The sequence below is a fragment of the Ornithinimicrobium cerasi genome (genome assembly GCF_003702705.1).
In the GTDB taxonomy this organism is placed as follows: domain Bacteria; phylum Actinomycetota; class Actinomycetes; order Actinomycetales; family Dermatophilaceae; genus Ornithinicoccus; species Ornithinicoccus cerasi.
Window position 1 is genome coordinate 1 of sequence record NZ_QZMN01000021.1, and the last position, 16,290, is coordinate 16,290.

Annotated in this window: 18 protein-coding genes and 1 pseudogene; 10 read left to right on the forward strand and 9 right to left on the reverse strand. The window is 67.2% G+C overall.

The window, feature by feature from the left end:
- The first annotated feature begins 242 nt into the window (after positions 1 to 242).
- The 3 genes from D4B81_RS16755 to D4B81_RS16765 all read left to right on the forward strand — a co-directional run bounded on the left by D4B81_RS16755 (position 243) and on the right by D4B81_RS16765 (position 2,314).
- On the forward strand, positions 243 to 1,541 hold the full coding sequence (locus D4B81_RS16755; protein WP_202613745.1) for an Nramp family divalent metal transporter: 1,299 nt from the start codon (positions 243 to 245) through the stop codon (positions 1,539 to 1,541).
- 99 nt (positions 1,542 to 1,640) lie between these two features.
- Positions 1,641 to 1,916, forward strand: coding sequence for a type II toxin-antitoxin system Phd/YefM family antitoxin (locus D4B81_RS16760; protein WP_097187105.1), 276 nt, complete (start codon positions 1,641 to 1,643; stop codon positions 1,914 to 1,916).
- Entirely contained in the window at positions 1,916 to 2,314 is a 399-nt protein-coding gene (locus D4B81_RS16765) for a type II toxin-antitoxin system VapC family toxin (RefSeq protein WP_122263822.1), read from the forward strand. Before D4B81_RS16760 ends, D4B81_RS16765 begins: the two co-directional genes overlap by 1 nt.
- Positions 2,315 to 2,415: 101 nt before the next feature.
- Here the strand turns inward: D4B81_RS16765 and D4B81_RS16770 are convergent, their stop codons facing one another.
- The gene (locus D4B81_RS16770) at positions 2,416 to 3,801 is read right to left on the reverse strand and encodes a hypothetical protein (protein ID WP_122263823.1); all 1,386 of its coding nucleotides are present in this window, start codon (positions 3,799 to 3,801) and stop codon (positions 2,416 to 2,418) included.
- A gap of 217 nt (positions 3,802 to 4,018) precedes the next feature.
- Positions 4,019 to 4,258: a Beta-galactosidase C-terminal domain gene (locus D4B81_RS16775; RefSeq protein WP_122263824.1), complete on the reverse strand. Its 240-nt coding sequence runs from the start codon at positions 4,256 to 4,258 to the stop codon at positions 4,019 to 4,021.
- A 33-nt stretch (positions 4,259 to 4,291) separates the two neighbouring features.
- On the opposite strand from D4B81_RS16775, the gene D4B81_RS16780 reads away from it, so the two are divergent.
- From D4B81_RS16780 to D4B81_RS16790, 3 genes are read left to right on the forward strand one after another with little or no spacing between them, the layout of a single operon-like run.
- Complete coding sequence (locus D4B81_RS16780; protein WP_122263825.1) at positions 4,292 to 4,891, forward strand: hypothetical protein; 600 nt, start codon at positions 4,292 to 4,294, stop codon at positions 4,889 to 4,891.
- A 58-nt stretch (positions 4,892 to 4,949) separates the two neighbouring features.
- Complete coding sequence (locus tag D4B81_RS16785; RefSeq protein ID WP_122263826.1) at positions 4,950 to 5,579, forward strand: DUF4230 domain-containing protein; 630 nt, start codon at positions 4,950 to 4,952, stop codon at positions 5,577 to 5,579.
- Positions 5,580 to 5,630: 51 nt separating this feature from the next.
- Positions 5,631 to 6,122, forward strand: coding sequence for a glutathione peroxidase (locus D4B81_RS16790; protein ID WP_122263836.1), 492 nt, complete (start codon positions 5,631 to 5,633; stop codon positions 6,120 to 6,122).
- 34 nt (positions 6,123 to 6,156) lie between these two features.
- Here D4B81_RS16790 and D4B81_RS16795 read toward each other — a convergent pair whose 3' ends face one another.
- Positions 6,157 to 6,843 carry an Ltp family lipoprotein gene (locus D4B81_RS16795; RefSeq protein WP_202613746.1) on the reverse strand — a complete coding sequence of 229 codons (687 nt, stop codon included), beginning with the start codon at positions 6,841 to 6,843 and terminating at the stop codon, positions 6,157 to 6,159.
- Between the two features lie 224 nt (positions 6,844 to 7,067).
- Between D4B81_RS16795 and D4B81_RS16800 the strand changes: the two genes are divergently transcribed.
- The 3 genes from D4B81_RS16800 (at position 7,068) to D4B81_RS16810 (ending at position 8,258) form a co-directional block, all read left to right on the forward strand.
- Positions 7,068 to 7,310: a FitA-like ribbon-helix-helix domain-containing protein gene (locus D4B81_RS16800; RefSeq protein WP_122263827.1), complete on the forward strand. Its 243-nt coding sequence runs from the start codon at positions 7,068 to 7,070 to the stop codon at positions 7,308 to 7,310.
- Positions 7,307 to 7,702 carry a type II toxin-antitoxin system VapC family toxin gene (locus D4B81_RS16805; RefSeq protein ID WP_122263828.1) on the forward strand — a complete coding sequence of 132 codons (396 nt, stop codon included), beginning with the start codon at positions 7,307 to 7,309 and terminating at the stop codon, positions 7,700 to 7,702. Before D4B81_RS16800 ends, D4B81_RS16805 begins: the two co-directional genes overlap by 4 nt.
- Before the next feature lie 76 nt (positions 7,703 to 7,778).
- Positions 7,779 to 8,258 carry a hypothetical protein gene (locus tag D4B81_RS16810; RefSeq protein ID WP_122263829.1) on the forward strand — a complete coding sequence of 160 codons (480 nt, stop codon included), beginning with the start codon at positions 7,779 to 7,781 and terminating at the stop codon, positions 8,256 to 8,258.
- Here the strand turns inward: D4B81_RS16810 and D4B81_RS16815 are convergent.
- The 6 genes and pseudogenes from D4B81_RS16815 to D4B81_RS16835 form a co-directional block, all read right to left on the reverse strand.
- The gene (locus tag D4B81_RS16815; RefSeq protein ID WP_122263830.1) at positions 8,249 to 9,208 is read right to left on the reverse strand and encodes an HNH endonuclease; all 960 of its coding nucleotides are present in this window, start codon (positions 9,206 to 9,208) and stop codon (positions 8,249 to 8,251) included. The two genes, D4B81_RS16810 and D4B81_RS16815, sit on opposite strands and share 10 nt — an antisense overlap.
- Positions 9,209 to 9,698: 490 nt before the next feature.
- Positions 9,699 to 10,526: a hypothetical protein gene (locus D4B81_RS18320; protein ID WP_161965253.1), complete on the reverse strand. Its 828-nt coding sequence runs from the start codon at positions 10,524 to 10,526 to the stop codon at positions 9,699 to 9,701.
- Positions 10,523 to 12,010, reverse strand: coding sequence for a DUF262 domain-containing protein (locus tag D4B81_RS16820; protein ID WP_161965254.1), 1,488 nt, complete (start codon positions 12,008 to 12,010; stop codon positions 10,523 to 10,525). The genes D4B81_RS18320 and D4B81_RS16820 overlap by 4 nt, the downstream gene beginning before the upstream one ends.
- Positions 12,011 to 12,852: 842 nt before the next feature.
- Positions 12,853 to 13,019, reverse strand: a pseudogene (locus tag D4B81_RS16825) (transposase); the annotation flags it as partial.
- A 104-nt stretch (positions 13,020 to 13,123) separates the two neighbouring features.
- Entirely contained in the window at positions 13,124 to 14,233 is a 1,110-nt protein-coding gene (locus tag D4B81_RS16830) for a winged helix DNA-binding domain-containing protein (protein ID WP_161965255.1), read from the reverse strand.
- 402 nt (positions 14,234 to 14,635) lie between these two features.
- Positions 14,636 to 15,478 carry a helix-turn-helix domain-containing protein gene (locus D4B81_RS16835; RefSeq protein ID WP_122263833.1) on the reverse strand — a complete coding sequence of 281 codons (843 nt, stop codon included), beginning with the start codon at positions 15,476 to 15,478 and terminating at the stop codon, positions 14,636 to 14,638.
- A gap of 51 nt (positions 15,479 to 15,529) precedes the next feature.
- Here D4B81_RS16835 and D4B81_RS16840 point away from each other — a divergent pair, with 51 nt between their 5' ends.
- Positions 15,530 to 16,114 carry a TIGR03086 family metal-binding protein gene (locus D4B81_RS16840; RefSeq protein WP_122263834.1) on the forward strand — a complete coding sequence of 195 codons (585 nt, stop codon included), beginning with the start codon at positions 15,530 to 15,532 and terminating at the stop codon, positions 16,112 to 16,114.
- The last annotated feature ends 176 nt before the right edge of the window (positions 16,115 to 16,290 follow it).

Here is a 16,290-nt window from a genome sequence, read left to right on the forward strand (position 1 = left end):
CTCGCCGTCACGACCTCCCCAGGGGTCCGGGCCGCAGGCAGACCGTCCCGCACCAGCTCCTGAAAGCTGATGCGGATCACGTCACCGCCCCATCCCACCGACATGCGACAAGTGTACGAAAGCCGACCGACAGACCCGTCCCGACCGGCGCCGCTTCAGGTGGGCCTCCGGACCGCTCCCTCCGTATAGTCGCCGGGTAGCCCCGCCCCGCGGCACGAGTACGGCATACCAGGAGGCCCCTGTTGAGCACCCAGGACTCAGGACGCAAGGTCGGGCACCAGGAGGCCCTCGACGACGACGAGGGCAAGGAGGCCCGCTGGAAGCTCGTCGGCCCGGGTCTGGTCGTCGCCGCCACCGGCGTCGGGGCCGCCGACATGGTCGCCACCCTGGCCGCCGGCTCGCGCTACGGCTACACCCTGATGTGGGCGGTCATCCTCGGCGTCATCCTCAAGATCGTGCTGGTCGAGGGCGCCGGGCGCTACACCCTGGCGACCGGCTTCACCATCTTCGAGGGCTGGCGCAGCCTGGGACGGTGGACGACCTGGTACTTCGGGCCCTACATCATGATCTGGGGCTTCGTCTACGGCGCCTCGGCGATGTCCTCCACCGCGCTGCCGCTCGCGGCGATCTTCCCGCAGGTGCCGCTGACCGTGTGGGCGATCGCCATGGGTCTGCTCGGCTTCGTCATGGTGTGGTTCAACCGGTACGCCGTCTTCGAGAAGATCACCGCGGGCCTGGTCGGGATCATGTTCGTGACCGTCGTGGGACTGGCGGTGATCGCGGTGCCCAACGTGCCCGAGATGGTCACCGGGCTCGTCCCGCGCATCCCCGAGGGCGGCCTCGTCTACACCCTCGCGCTGGCCGGCGGCGTGGGCGGCACGATCACCCTCGCGGCGTACGGCTACTGGCTGCGGGAGAAGGGGTGGTACACCCCCAAGTGGATGAAGGTCATGCGCATCGACAACACGATGGCCTACGTCCTGACCGGCGTCTTCGTCATCTCCATGCTCATCGTCGGCGCGGAGGTCGTGCGCGCCGCCGGCGCTGCGCTCAGTGCCGGCGACGAGGGGCTGCTGGACCTCTACGACGTGCTCAAGGAGCGCTACGGCGACGTGGTCGGCACCTGGTTCCTCGTCGGCTTCTGGGCCGCCGCGTTCTCCTCGATCATCGGCGTGTGGAACGGCGTCTCGCTGATGTTCGCCGACTTCTGGGGCAACATGCGCGGCATCGGCTCCGGCCACCCCGACACCCGCGTCGGCGGCAAGTACTTCAAGTTCTACCTGCTGTGGCTGACGTTCCCGCCGATGCTGCTGCTCTTCCTCGGCCGGCCCATCGGGCTGATCCTCGCGTATGGCGTGCTCGGCGCCCTCTTCATGCCGTTCCTGGCGATCACGCTGCTCGGGCTGCTCAACGGCCGGCGGATCCCCAAGGAGTGGGCCAACAAGTGGTACCTCAACGCCGCGCTGGGGATCACGACCCTGATCTTCCTCGTGCTGGGCGTCAACCAGCTCTGGGGTGCGATCTCCGACCTCGTCGGCTGAGCGGCGTCACCAGGCCTGACCGCCGACCCGGCGGGCTGGTCCGGGGCAGTCGCTCTCACCTCCTGGTGCTACGCTGTAGCACAAATCCGGGAGGTGGACGTGGCCCAGCACTCGATCGGTATTCGCCAGCTCCAGCAGAACGCCTCAGCGGCCGTCTCGCGGGCGGCTGACGGTGAGGTGCTCGTCGTGACTGACCACGGCAGGCCGGTGGCGCGTCTCGTGCCCCTCGGCTCAACCCGCGCCGACGAGCTCGTGGCCGCCGGTCTCGCCCGCGCGCCGCGACGCCCGTTGGCCGATCTTCCTCGGCCCGAGGGCGCGGTCGACACGACGCTGTCGAGGACCCTGCGCGCGGACCGGGACGACCAGCGCTTCTGATGGCCCACTACCTCGACACCTCCGCGCTCGTGAAGCTGGTCGTCCCCGAGCCTGAGTCCGAGGCGCTGCGCCGGTGGATGGAGGCGACCGACGACGTGCTCCTGACCTCGGACCTCGCCCGCACAGAGCTTGCGCGCGCTGTCCGGCGGGTGCGACCCGAGGCGGCACCGCTGGCCCGAATGGTGCTGGACAGCCTGACCGTGATACGCCTCGGCTCCGGCATCTTCGAGGACGCTGCGCGCCTCGACCCGCCCGACCTGCGTTCGCTGGACGCCCTGCACCTGGCGGCCGCACTGGCACTCGAGGACGACCTGCAGGGTGTCGTCACCTACGACGACCGGCTGGCGAGGGCCACCCGGCTTCTGGGTTTCACCGCCATCGCACCCGGGATCGACTGATCCGCCAGGCCCGACCTGGGGAGTGACGGACGGCCGGTCCACGAGGAGTCGGTCCTCCCCCTGTTCCTCGAGGGGATGCCCTGACCTGGCACGGAGGCGGGCTACTCCTCGATCATCCCCTGCTCCGCCAAGGAGGCTGCCAGCAGCGCGACGTCGTGGCCGAAGGCCGTCGGCCGGAGCAGGTCACCCTCCCGGCGCCACACCCGCAGGTCGTCCATCTCGTGCAACGCGCGGTGCATGGCCTGGTCGCTCCAGCCGCGCACCATCGCCTCACCCTCTCCCTGCCCCAGATGTGCGAAAGCGTTGCGCGGGCTCTGCCACCACCACTCCTCGAGCTCGCGCAGAGGTACTGACTCACGCCCCGGGTCCAGAAGGTGCATGAGCGCGCCCATGACCGGGGCCACGTGGGTCGGAGGCAGATTGATGAGGACGGATCCGGCCAGCATGACCCCGCGGTGCCGCCACTCCTCGTCAGACCCGGGCTCGTCCCACGTCCCGTAGGCGCGGCTCCGGCTCAGCTCCAGCAGGCCCGCACCCAGGCAGGGCACCCACAGGCGGTCCAGAGCCCTGCAGTCCGCGGCACTCCGGAACGAGTCTCGTGACGCCGCTGCCCAGAGCTCCTCGACCTCGGGAGGGGAATCGAGGAGGTCGCCGCCGAGGACGAGGCTGCTGTCGGCCCGTTCCCACGCGGCGAGACGGAGCACGTCATACGCCTCCCGCGCCGGCGCCAGCCGGAGGACATCCTTGTAGGTGATCTCCCGACCCTTGCCGACCCACTCGACCAGCCGCCGGCACTGGTGTACGAAGGGGGCGTCGCGCACGTCCGCAGCCACCTCGGCCAGGTCGGCGAAGGGGATCATGCCGTTCTCGTCCGCCAGCCCCCACGGGTCGTCGTCCTCATCCGCCTCGTCGTCGAGCAGGGAGGAGACGAGGTCGGTGGCAGCGACCCCAGGCACGCTCCCGTGGTGCGCCGACCCTGGCATCAGCGTCATCCGCTGGTCGTCGGGCAGGTCGTTCCAGGCGTGCATGATCTGCTGGAGCCGTGCGTTGACCTCCTCGACGGACTCCGCGCCGTCCAGCGTCAGGCCGATGCTCTCGCCGAACTCCATCAGGGTCTTGGACGCCGAGCGCCGGGCGGGGTCCTGGCACGCCTCCGGCATCTGTACGGCAGCTCGTCGGGCCTCCTTGGTGAGCGCGCGCGGCTCGGCGGAGGCCCTGGCCATCCGGCCGGTCCCGCGCAGGAACCGCCAGAAGCTGTCGAGCGTGGCCACCAGCGCGTCGACGTCAGGCACGCCGGAGGGCCCGTGCGAGGGCCATCGCACCAGCATCAGGTGCTCCGCGCTGCCTTCCGGCCACTCCTGGGGCGCCGACGCGTCGTGGAAGTCGCGCAGCTGCAGGACGGTCTCCAGCAGGTCGCGGTCCAACGGCTGGCGTCGCTTGTCCGCCCAGGCGACGGCATGACGGATCAGAAGCTCGTGATCGTCCACGGAGTCATCTTGCCGGGCGGGTTGATGCACAGGCGGGAGGGGGGCGACACCTCGGGAGCTCGGGCTGATCGCGGTCCCGCGGCGTGCCGGCGGGACGTCCGTGATGGTTCATGGCCCCTCTGGGGGCCATGAACCGCCGCGGTCACGGGCGTCAGTCGACCGACCGCACGGCCAGCCGTGCCGGGCGGCGTGCTGAGCGCCGTTCGCCCGCGAAGGCTCAGCCGGTGACGTCGACGAGCCAGCGGACGGCATACCCGTCGAGCTCGACCCTGCCGTCGAGGGTGGTGCCGTCGAGGAGGTCCCGCGCCCGGCCCGCCCACGGCAGCGAGACAGGGTCCCCCGTCAGGTTGGTGAGACTGACGACGCTCGACCCTCCCTCCCCGGTCCGCCGGACCGCGAACACCCGCGGGTCGACGTCGAGCACCTCCTGCGCCGCCCAGGGCGAGAAGGCCGCCACCTCCCGGCGCCTCGCGAGCAGCCCGGGGCCGCCGTGTCGCTGGCGATCTTCACGGGTCTGCTCGGCACCGACACCCTGCTCCTCGGCCACACGGTGGAGTTCATCGGCGACCAGACCAACGTGGACCTGCGGCAGGCCGGCATGGTGGTCATGCTCTTCAACCTCGTGCTCGTCCTGGGTGCGATCATCTCGATCGTGATGACCGTCCCCAAGGGCGGAGGCAGCCGCGACCTGGGCGCGGTCGCCGCCTCCGCGGCCCCGGCGCCCCACCTGCCGATGGACCAGGAGCGTCAGGCCGTGCTCGACCGGATCGCCGCCCTCCCCACGGCCGACCTGCTGGAGATCGAGAAGATGCTCGTCATCGACGACCTGCGCAAGCTCGACAGCCAGGTGCTGCACGCGCTCCTCGAGGAGCGTCGCAGTCAGCCCCCCTGGACCGACCCGGGCAGGCACCCGCGGACCCGCCGCCCCACGCACCACGGCGTGGGGCGGCGGGTCGCCCGTGCCGGGCGGCACGGCATACCCCCCACGCTCGAGCTGGGGGCTCGAGGTCTGTACGGCTGGACGACCTGCAGCTCCAGCGGTGGCCGGCGCACCTCCTCCTCGCCCTGCGGGCCCTCGACCTCGGCGTGAGCATCACGGCGCACGACGCGGCCTGCGTCGCGGGCCGGGGCCGCTATCGTGCGCGCTCATGAGGCTGATCAGGTCGGTGGTGGGGATGCTCGTCGGTGGGGCTCTGCTGGTGGGGGTGGTGCTGGCGCTGACGGCGTGGCGGCCCGAGCTCAACCCGTTCCGGGACTCGACCACGGACCGGACCGGCGCCTCGGTGCTCCAGTCGCTGACGGACCTCAGCGAGTACCACGCGGCCAGCGCGCACTACGAGACCGTCGTCGACATCGAGGAGGACGGCGGGAGGTTCGTCCCCGACTTCCTCAGCGGGGAGAGGGTGCTCTACGTGGGCAAGGGGGACGTCGCCGCGGTCGTCGACTTCGGGGAGCTCGACGAGCGTCGCATCGTGCTCTCCGAGGACGCCAGGTCCGTGCGGGTGACCCTCCCGCAGCCGACCGTCGACCGGCCCGAGCTCGACCTCGAGAACAGCTACGTAGTGCTGCACGACGAGGGGCTGATCAACAGGTTCAGGGGGTCCGAGCTCGAGCGGGAGGCCCAGCTCAGGGCGGTCGAGCAGATGACGGCGGCGGCCGCGGACGAGGGGCTGCTCCTCGAGCTGGCGAGGGAGAACACGACCTCCATGCTGGAGGGGTTGTTCGGGGCGTTGGAGTACGAGAGCGTCACCGTCGCGTTCGAGGGGGACACCGGCTGACGTCGCTCGGCGTCGGAGGTGCGGCTGACCGACCGCACCTACAGTGGCCCGGTGAGCCTCCACGACATACCCCTGACCACCCTCGACGGCCGGCCGACCACGCTTGGCGAGCACGCCGGCCGCGTCCTCCTCGTCGTCAACGTCGCCTCGCGCTGCGGGCTGACCCCGCAGTACGCCGGCCTCGAGCAGCTGCAGGAGGAGTACGGCGAGCGTGGCCTGACCGTCGTCGGCGTCCCCTGCAACCAGTTCGGCGGCCAGGAGCCCGGGACCAACGAGGAGATCGCCCAGTTCTGCTCCGCGACCTACGGGGTGAGCTTCCCGATGATGGACAAGGTTGACGTGAACGGCGAGGACCGGCACCCCCTCTTCGTCGAGCTGACCCAGGTGCCCGACGCCGACGGTAAGGCCGGTGACGTCGGGTGGAACTTCGAGAAGTGGGTCATCGATGGCACGGGCGAGCCGGTCGCCCGGTTCCGTTCCCGCACCGAGCCGACCGACCCGCGGGTGGTCGAGACGATCGAGGCGGCACTGGCGCCCGGATGAGCCACCCGCTGAGACGACCGCGGCGCTGTGGTCGTCACAGTCCTGTCTTGTCAACCCCGTAGGTCGCCTGCTCCTGCGTGTAGCCCTCGAAGAGCAGCTGGTCTATCAGCCCGGAACGCGAGAACCCGGTGAACTCCAGGTAGTTCTCCGCCGCCTTGGCCGCCTGCTCGTTGTAGTCGACGTCGAGGCTGTCGACCGCCGCCGTGGCATCGGCCGTCGAGTAGCCCTCGAACTCGAGCTGGTCGATCAGTCCGCTGCGGGAGAAAGCGGTGAAGTCCAGGTAGGAGCGGGCCGAGCGGGCGGCGTTCTCCTGGGCCACGGTCAGCGTTCCGCTCGATCCGGCCTGTTCCTCGGCCTTGGCGGGTCGCTCCTCCGACGCCGCCACCTCCTCGGCAGCCTCGGCCTCCGAGGCCGCGAGCGCCTCCTCGGCCGCGGTCAGCCCTTCCTCTGCCGCGGCCAGCTCGGCCGCGACGGACTCGAGCTCCGCCTCGGCCGCTGACGCCCGCTCCTCCGCCTGCGTCAGCTTCTCCGCCAGCTGGGCCGCCTCGGACTCCGCCCTCTCCGCCCGCTGCTCCGCCTCGGCGAGCCGAGCGTCGTCCGCGGTCGTGACCGCCGTGGTCGCCACCGCCGTGTCGGGCGCCTCGGACGCCCCGCAGCCGGTCAGCATCACCAGTGCGGCCGCGCTGCTGACGAGCACGCCCACCTTCCCCATCCTCTGCATCCCTGCTCCTTCGGGTCGCCCCCACGACGCCGTCGTCGCGGTCGGTCTGACACGAGTGATCCTGACAGGCGGCACCGACAGACCCACCTGCCCCTCGCGCGTGCTGACGTCGAGGTGGCCGCGGACGACCGCCGTCGCGGCGTCGTCCGGGAGGAGAGCCCGGGAACCGCCCGGTGTGCGCCCACGCACGTGACCTAACATGCACTTTGCATTACCGTGAATGCATGTCGGTGCTCATACAGATCCGCGAGGTCGACGAGAGCGTGCGCGACGTGCTGAAGGCCAGGGCCGCGCGACAGGGGATCTCACTGAACCTTCTCCTGCGACGCCTGCTGGAGGACGAGGCTGCGCGACCCGAGCGTGACGACGTCTTCGCGCGGGTGGCGGCGCGGTCGGAGCGGGCCACGGCCTCCTCCACCGACCTGATCCGCGGCCTGCGTGACGCCGACACCCCGCGGAACGCATGAGCTGCGTCATCGACGCCTCGGTCCTGGTGGACCTGCTGACCGGTTTTCTGGCGCCGGAAGCGCTGCCGGATGCCGCCGCTGGACAGTGGCACGCACCAGCCCACGTCGACGTCGAGGTGCTCCATGCGCTCAGGGGACTGGTGTTAGGGGGTCACCTGTCCATCAGCCGCGCACGCGATGCCCTGCGCGACCTCGATGACCTACAGATGCAGCGCTGGCCCTTGCGCCATTCGCTCGCCTTGCGCGCGCTCGACCTGGGGTCCACCCTCACGGCCTATGACGCGGCATACGTCGTCCTGGCCGAGGGCATCGACGCTCCTCTGATCACCCGGGACGGCCGGCTGGCCAGGGGCGCCGCACCCGTCAGCGACGTTGACGTCATCGCCCTCTGACCGGCAGGTCAGGCTCATCCGGAGACTGTCGTCTCCGCTGTGTACCGTGTCGAGCAGACGCTCGAGGAGGAGCCCAGTGCCGGCACGCGTGACCTGGACGACCTACGGCCGCCCCGCGCTCGACGCGCTCAGGACCATCGTCGGCGAGCCGAAGCAGGACGACCCCCTCCACCCCGTCACCGTGATCGTCCCCAGCAACATCGCCGGCATCGTCGCGCGCCGCCACCTGGCCCATGGCTTCCACCCCGACCGGCCTGCCGTCGCCGGCCTGTGGCTCACCACCCTCCCCCGGCTCGCCGAGCAGCTCGCCGCGCCGCGGCTCACCGGCGCCGGACACCGCCCCGCGACGCGCGCCCTCGTGGCCGCGACCGTCCGGGGCGTGCTGCAGGAGCACCCGGGCGTCTTCGGGGAGGTGGCCGACCACCCCTCGACCGCCCGGGCCCTGGCCCGCGCCCACCACGACCTGCTGACTTCGACGACACCGTGTGCGAAGCCGTCGCCCGCACGAGCGCCCTCTGCGCCGACGTCGTCCAAATCGTGTTCGGGTCACCGTTGAAAGACGGTGTCCATGTGCCACGTCACTGACTCCTGGCTCGGCCGGTCCGCGCTCTTGTCGGGTAGTGAAATGACCTCACCGGCTCGCGAATAGAATTCGCTCCCGTTGCCGAAATCGTCACGGAGTCTTCTACTAACCTGCAGCTGGTGCCTCTCGTCTAACCCGAGATACCCTTGATCAAAGAGAATGTGCACGTCTGATCGGAGCAGCAAGCCGTTGTCAGTGCGGTGCCTACCCTCCTTCGCGACGGGCCGGATATGGGCGGCCTGCAGTGTCGGTGCGATGTGACTTCCAGTGATTGCGCACGTCCGCTGGTAGGTCGTCAGCATCTTCGTGGCAAACCACTTCTGACCACGTCGCACCCAATGAGCTCCGTCGACACGCTGCCGCGGCATCCCAGTCAGGTAAGCCATGGCGTCAGATTCTGGGCGCAGCACGGGTACCCCCGCACGCTGCATGACCTCAGCGAAGATCTGCTCCACCTCTGTCCACGCTGGGTGATCAGGAGTGTACCCACGACCTCTCGTTGCGTTCATGGGAAAACCGCGCGGGAGCTGCAACTCGGCACCAGGCGGGAGAAACGTCACGTCGGTCAGGAGGATGCACCCGATCTCCGGATCCGGATCGGGAGCCGCGTTGTTTCTCGCACGGTACCGAGTGATGCTTCCCATGAGGTCATCCATGGACGCAGTCCCGTTCGCCTCACCGTAGAACCGCCAGGCTTCGCTGACACGGAGCCGAAGGTAGTCCGCGAAGAGCGCCCCTCCGATGATCTGTCCCCCGGCGTCTGCTTTGCTACGGAACAAGAACCGGTCTCCAGGCGAGAGAGCGCTGAAACCGGTCCCGCTCGGCACCCAAAAGTTTGCCTCGGTCTGTGCCCGGTCTTGAGCCTGCAGCGCTGCCAGGTGGCGGGCCCACGAAGTATCAGTGGGGAAGACGTACGCCCTCATAGCCGGACGGTAGCAGCCCAAGTCACACCTCGACGGTTCTCACTGGCCTTGGAATCCGGGGCTCAACCCCATATCTCGACACGGTCGCCGTCGGCATCTACGGCGTCCTCCGCCCGCGTCACTTGCGGCGGTATGACACGCGCCGCGCGGCAGTTAAGCACGCTCCAACGTCTAGCGGTTGCTGACCATATCCAAGTCATTGATTGTGCAGGTACCGACGTGGTGGGATTCGTGAAGGGCACGGCGCCCAGACATGGATGTCGCGGATCGGGCCACAGCTGAGCGCGCTTGATCCGGCGTGCTCGGAGTCCTATGTGAGCGCGGTGCGTCCGCGAGCATCGATGCCATCACGGGCTTCGTGGTCTTCATTCCGAACCATGTCAGGGCGGCCACGGAGGAACTCATGCGTCTCGGCCGACATGGCGCGTCGGTATAGCGCGCCGCCCTTCAGAGGCCACATACCACCGCCCGCTCCCCAGTGAGCCCTCAACTACTCCTCATCCAACGGTGTGTGCTTCCAGGAGTTGGGGACCACCTTGAAACCTAAGAATATGTCCTCCCCACTACTGAACCCCGGTCGCTCCTCGATATACGAATCCTTGTCTCCGTCGAGTATGCCTTGGAAAAGCGTCCGCTCGTTGGGGCGACTGGACAGTTCATGTCTGACCTCTGATTCCCATCGCGTGCCATTTATACTTGCGTACTGGAGCATGACGACTATGGTCAAACTGGACCCACTTGCCAGTCGTTCCAGGATCTTCTCGGCAGCCCCACCAGCGGCCGAAAAATGCAGGCTAGCGAATCGCTTTGCGGCTTCTCCTGTACCAAAAGGCGAGTCGTCGATTTCTGTGTTGACGACCGGCATTCCTTGACCCACGATGAAACTCTTCAAAGAAGTATTCATGGCCGGCTGGTCGGTCACGTTCTGAATTTGCAGGCTCAAAGTAAGTGACGCTTCGGCGTATGTGTCGCTCACTTTAGTCGCACGGACGACTCGAGCTCCACTTTCCGTAATCGACGGCACTAATAGGGGTGTCAAACTGCGTTTGCGTTCTACGAAGTCTTCTTTCCTGTGCGTCAAGTCGCGTCGTCGCTCCTTCAGGTCGAAAAAGAGGACGAGCAGGACACCTAGGAAGCCTAGGCCGCTAAAGAGGGCAGAACTAGCGCCAAACATGTCACCAGCATTGCCATACTGAGCGAGTTTCGATTCAGGAAGGACGAAGACCGCCAATAACGCTGGAGCGACACCTAGGATCCAGATCGCGACGGTAGCGACGAGACCCCACACAATCACTTTGCCCCAGGTCCAGTTGCTCACAGTAAGTCCTCCATCCAGGACAGAAGTCGTCGACCTCTGCGTTGCCGCCAGTGTTCGTCATCTAGTTCTTTTAGCGACGGCAGCATTTGACTAGCAAGAGCGCTCGGATCCAGCAACGACTCTATGGACTCCCGCTTGAGCCTGAGTTTGAGGTCCGAAACTGAGCGCTTGGACGCAACGAGCATTTCGACCGCCGTCCTGTCAACGGGCATCACAACGCGCCCCTCTAACAGGTCCGGCAGCGAGACATCGACTGCCGGACCGCCGATGGGCCTCCCGGTGAGTGGGTCCAAAGCGCCGTGTCGGATCAATAGGCCCCGCACTCCCATGCGCAGAATCCGATTGCGTCGCACTGGCTCAAGCAAGGCCATAGACATTTGTTCAAGGGCACGGTTGCGCTCGTCATCTCGAGGATGACGAGGGGCGACGTCAGCAAGGACTTGAGTATTGGCGCCCTGCAAGTAGCGCTGGTCGGCAATGGCGCGCCAGTACCACTGCTGCACGGTCAAATTGTGATGTTCCCGATCTATGAGGTACGCAAGAGTCAGCGTCATTGCAGCCGAGGGCACCCCGTCAGCGCTCCTCACTCCACCCTCTTGCCACAGGAAGTCCAAAGCTTCGCTGTAAGCACTTACGGCTCTTGGCCATGCTTCTCGGACGAATTCAGGCGGAACCTTCAATACGTCGCCCTGTCGCACACCCGTCACTCGCCTGCTCGGCCTTATGTTGGGGTTGGACCTATCCATGTCACGACGCCATAGGGCGATTAACTTAAGGACTTCTAAACCGCTCGCGCCGAGCATCTCCAGGACTGGGTAGTCATAAATTGCCTGCTCCCACTCATTACGGAGGTGAAAACCCTCCGGATACAGAACGGCGACCATTAGGTCGAAAGCGTCTAGGCGCACCCCCGTGCGATTGAGCGTCTCAAAAATTCTTGTTAACGCCTCAAGTTCGATGTTCCGGAGCATGAGAGTTGCGGGTATCTCATACTCTCCATCGATCATTGCCCCCAACTTGCGCTTCCGGACCTCCCGCGCGCGTGCGGCGTATGCGGGTGGAAGGGTCATGGTGAACTCTTCGAAGTACCTGGCGTCCGATAGTTCCGCAATCGTTATTGCATACGCCATCCGCCCGGAAGGTATGCCTCTTGCTCGCGAGACCCAACGCACAGGCGGGACCTCTTCTTCGTGACCCTCGTCTTGAAGGTCGATGTAATAGACGTAGTCGCCTGTGTCGGTCAGGGCGTGGTACAAGGAGGTTATGCGTTGCTGTCCGTCTAGCAAGTAGTAACGAACCGCCCCCGGGCTAACAGGTGGTCCCCCCGCGATGCTCTTGATGCCGAACGGCTGTGGGCCTTCGAGTATCAACAGGGAGCCGATGGGCCATCCACGTGCCACGCTGTCAAGGAGCTCAACTACTTGGTTCGGATCCCAAACAAATTCGCGCTGGAACTCCGGCAGGGCGAGACCTCCAGAGGCCACCAAGCGAATCATTTCGGCGAGCCGAAAGATCTTAGTCGTATGCTGCAAGCTACCCTCCGGGCTGGGGCGTCATCGGCTGCGGGGTCACACCGAGCGTCCGCGCCATCGTAGCTACCTTAACGTGCTGTGCACGGCTGCACATTCACCTACGTGCCGAACCGCGCGTGTCGGGGGCGCTGCTCTAGACTGTCGATGCGGGCAGGATGAGCCACTGCAGGCCGAATGCCTGGAGAGACATCGTCGAGTTGCGCGAAAGTGAATGCATGGCCCTCGCATCTCGGACCGTCCGCGGCGTTCGCCCCCACCTCGCGGGGCTCTTGCCCCCAGATCGCCGGACGACCGCAACTCGGCGGAGTCTTGATGTAACGACTCTCTGGTGTGTGGATGAGACCGGGGGCGCGCGCACCACCGGACGCGCCGGTGACCCACTCTGGGCGGAACTGACGCCAGCCGTGGAGCATGGACGGGCTCAGACGCCGGCGACGTAGGCGGTGAGGAAGTGGACGCCGTGGCGGTCGATGTTGCCGTGCGCCCGGTCGTAGTGCTCGGTGGTCCTGGGGCCAGCGTGCCGGGGTGGAGCGGGCCGCGGTAGCCGCGGCCGCGCGGCGACCGACCTGACGCCCGCCGCGGGTCACTCGTCGATCCGAATCAGGGGGGTCCGAGCCCGCCGGTGGCCCCGCAGCCCGTCCCCTCTGAAGATCGAACTCAGCTGATCCCGCGCGCCCGACAGGCGGCGGTAAGACGCGGGGGTGTGAACGCGCGACTTGCGGCAGATGCGTGCACTGCGATCGTGCCCGCGTGCCGGTGAGTCCTGTGACTACAGTGATCGGGCATGTAACTGCAGGGTGTAGTCGCGGCCTGAATCCGCCGGTCTGAAGGAGTGCTCTGGCGACGTAGTTGGTGAGGTTGCGGAAGCCGAGGGCCAGGCCGCGAAGGTGCTTTAGTCAACCGTTCACGGTCCTGGTGGGCCGTTGCTCATGCGAGGCCGGTCGAATTCGGTCAGGACGTCCTCGGTCAGGGCGTCGGGCAGGAGCAGTGTCGGCGGCAGAGGGTCCATGAACCGGGCGTCGTCCTTGATGAGCCCGTGGCTGGCGGGTCCAGACTTGTCGGCGTTCAAGATCCGATCGTGATCGTCGGACCGTCGGGCAAACGATCCCACCACTTCCCGAATCGGGAGAACACCGCAGGCTCTCGGTCGGCAAGGAAACGTCGCAGATTCCGCGCTTCGCCGTTGAGATCTTCGAGGGTTGCATCGTCCAGCGGTTCCAGCGGTCGGACTTCGATCGCGTCAGCCGAGGCCCGCCAGACACCTCGGACGAGACCCTCCACCATCACGGTCGGGAGGACATCGCCGTTTCGTCGGATGACGTGCGGGCGGTGCTCGTCGGGGATCACGCGCGAGCGGTCCGCATACGCGAGCAGCACGCTGTCCCACATCCCCAGCAGGCGCGGCGGGAGCGTTGCCCTTTCGGCTTCCGGTTGGGGCTCGCCACCGTTCACATCGACAAGCTGCGCTCCGTCCGGCCCAGCGACAGCGACAACATCGGCCATCGAATTCACCACCTCCCGGAGGGCCGACCGCTTGAGGATGGTGAACTGCGACATGTCGGCGATGGTCGCTGGGCCGAACGCTGTGAGATAGCGACGCACGAGTTCAGCGGTTGCGGCTGGTTCGTCATCGGCGGCACTCCTGCATGGCAGGAAGGCCGGACGTCGACCGAACGACCAGGGGTCGGCTGTCGGGGCGTTCCGGAAGGCGCCGACGATTCGCAACGCCGACCAGAGTCGCGCCGGGTCGCCGGCCTCAGGAACGAGCTCGGAGAGCAGCCGCTCCATGTCGGCGTTGCTGTGCGGTGTGGCCATCACCTTCGACAGCCGCTCGAGGAGTCCTTCGATCCGTTCCGTACTGAGCCCGATGCCGTCAAGGATGTCGTAGTACCCGGCGTCGTGTGCTCGACTCTTCATCGCTGCCCTTGCCCATGGGATGTCGTTTGCGGCGACGGCGTGCAGCGTGAACCGGAACAATGACGCCTTCACGATCGCACCGTCGGCCAACGCCCGGTCAAGATCGCTCGCCTCAAAGCCATCGATGCGATTCCAGAGCGCAAGATACAGGGACGCCGGTTCTTGAGCCTGCAGTGTCATCACCGATCGCACGGCATCGGTTGCCCCGGTCTTTTGGCGCGACGACAGCCCCTGGCGAACCATCGTTTCGTACGTCATCGCTCCCCGAGTCCACGCCGCCACGACAACAACTAGACCACACCAGCACGCACTTCCACCACGATGCGCGACCATCGATAGGGACTGCCGCACCGACAGGTGACACCGGTGCCACAGAGTCGTGTGGGAGACGGACACCCTGCAGGCGGCAGTACCGGATGGTGAACGGCCGTGCTTCCCGAGTCGCAGAACCGCTGTGGGCTCCCGGGCAGCGGGCTCGGAATGCCGGCAGTTCTTGACGGACGAAGTTGGCGCACAAAGGATTGGGCCGAGAGCGCCCGCAGGAATGTTTCCCTCACGACAGCCAGGCCGAATTATGTCCCGGCGGGATACGCGCTGCGTTACCGCGTCGTTGACGGGATGAACTTGGCATGGCGGGAGTGGTCGCAGTCGAGCTTGCGCTCATGTGTGCGGGGGCGTGCTGCGCTGGTCGCGCAGGAAATGCCCCGGCGTCATCCCGGTGACCGCGCGGAAGTCGTGGGTGAAGTGGGCCTGGTCGCTGTAGCCGAGCTCGGCCGCCACGTCGGCCAGAGTGGTGTTCCCGGACTTGAGCGCCTGTACCGCGTCGTGCAGGCGCCGGCGCTTGACCAGCCACTTGGGGGTCAGCCCCACCCGCTGCTCCACCAGACGCTGGAGGCTGCGCTCGGTGAGGCCGAACTCGCGGGCCACGTGCTCGACCCGAGTCACGTCGGGGTTGTGACGGAGCCAGGTGACGATCTGGTTGATCAGTAGTCCCTGCTCGTCCACCGGTAGGTAGGCCGTGAGCCACCGCTCCACCACTGCGATCGCCGCTGCGTGGGCGGCCGGATCGCGCGGGGAGGCCGCCATCGCGGCCCGCACGTCGGGCACCAGACTGCTGGGAACGCCGTCGACCCCGGTCAGGTCGACCCACCTGTCGGTGAGCTCGGCGACGGACCGCCCGAGCAACAGACGTCCGGCGGCCGGTTCAAGCATGGTGCCGACGGCCCAGCCCTCACCATCGAGCGACACGCTGGAACTGCCCCGCGCCACGCCGTACAGCCTGGCGTAGCTGTCGCTGACGACGACAAGGCAGACGGGGTGCTGCAGGGTGCTCTGCGTGGAGGGCTCAGCTAGCGACCACACCGGGATCCAGTAACGAGCGACCAGGTCGGCGAGATGCTCGCTCGGGGCGTAGCGGTGTATAGGTGGTGAGGGCCGGCTGACTCCCGTCAGGTGTGCCCGATCGACCGGGTCGACCGGTCGCGGGATCTCGGGCGCAGGCATGTGTCGGATTATCACAAGCGGCGGAGACGTCTGTCCTGTCACGGTTGTCCTATGACCCAGACGACATCGGCCACCACGCCGGATCAGCACGCCCCGACTTTCGTTGACCGGGCCGCCCGGTTCACCAGGATTCTCGCCGCCGCAGGCGAGGCCTGGGACGCCCTGACACCGTGCGCGGGGTGGAGCGTCCGAGACGTCGTCGCTCACGTGATCGACACGCAGCGCGACTTCCTGACCGGTCAGGGCCTGGACGCCGGACCGGTAACTGACCTCGCCGACCCCGCCGCCGCGTGGAACGCCCACCTCGACCACGTGGTGGCCGTGCTGGGAAAGGACCGTGTCGCGGAGAGGGAGTACGACGGCTACTTCGGCCGCACCACCATCGGCGCCACGATGGCGGACTTCTACGGCTGGGACCTGGTCGTGCACGGTTCTGACGTGGCTCGAGCCACTGGGCAGCAATGGTCGATCAGCGATGACGAGGCACAGGCACTACACACCACGGCCGACGGCTGGGGCGAAGCCCTGTACTCCGAGGGCATCTGCGCCGCACCTGTCGAGGTCGCCCGAGATGCCTCTGCAACCGACCGACTCCTCGCTCGGCTTGGCCGCGACCCGCACTGGCAACCCGCCTGAGCAGATGCATCGCCACGGCCTGCCCAGTGCCCGGCAATCGGTGCCGGCAATCGCTCGAGCCGGTCTCACTGATTGTGCTAACAAGCGCTCCGGCCTACGAAACGGCACGCGGCAGATGCGTGCGTCGACACGAGCGCCTCGGGGAGTCTGGCAGATATGCCGATCCTTTTCCCTAT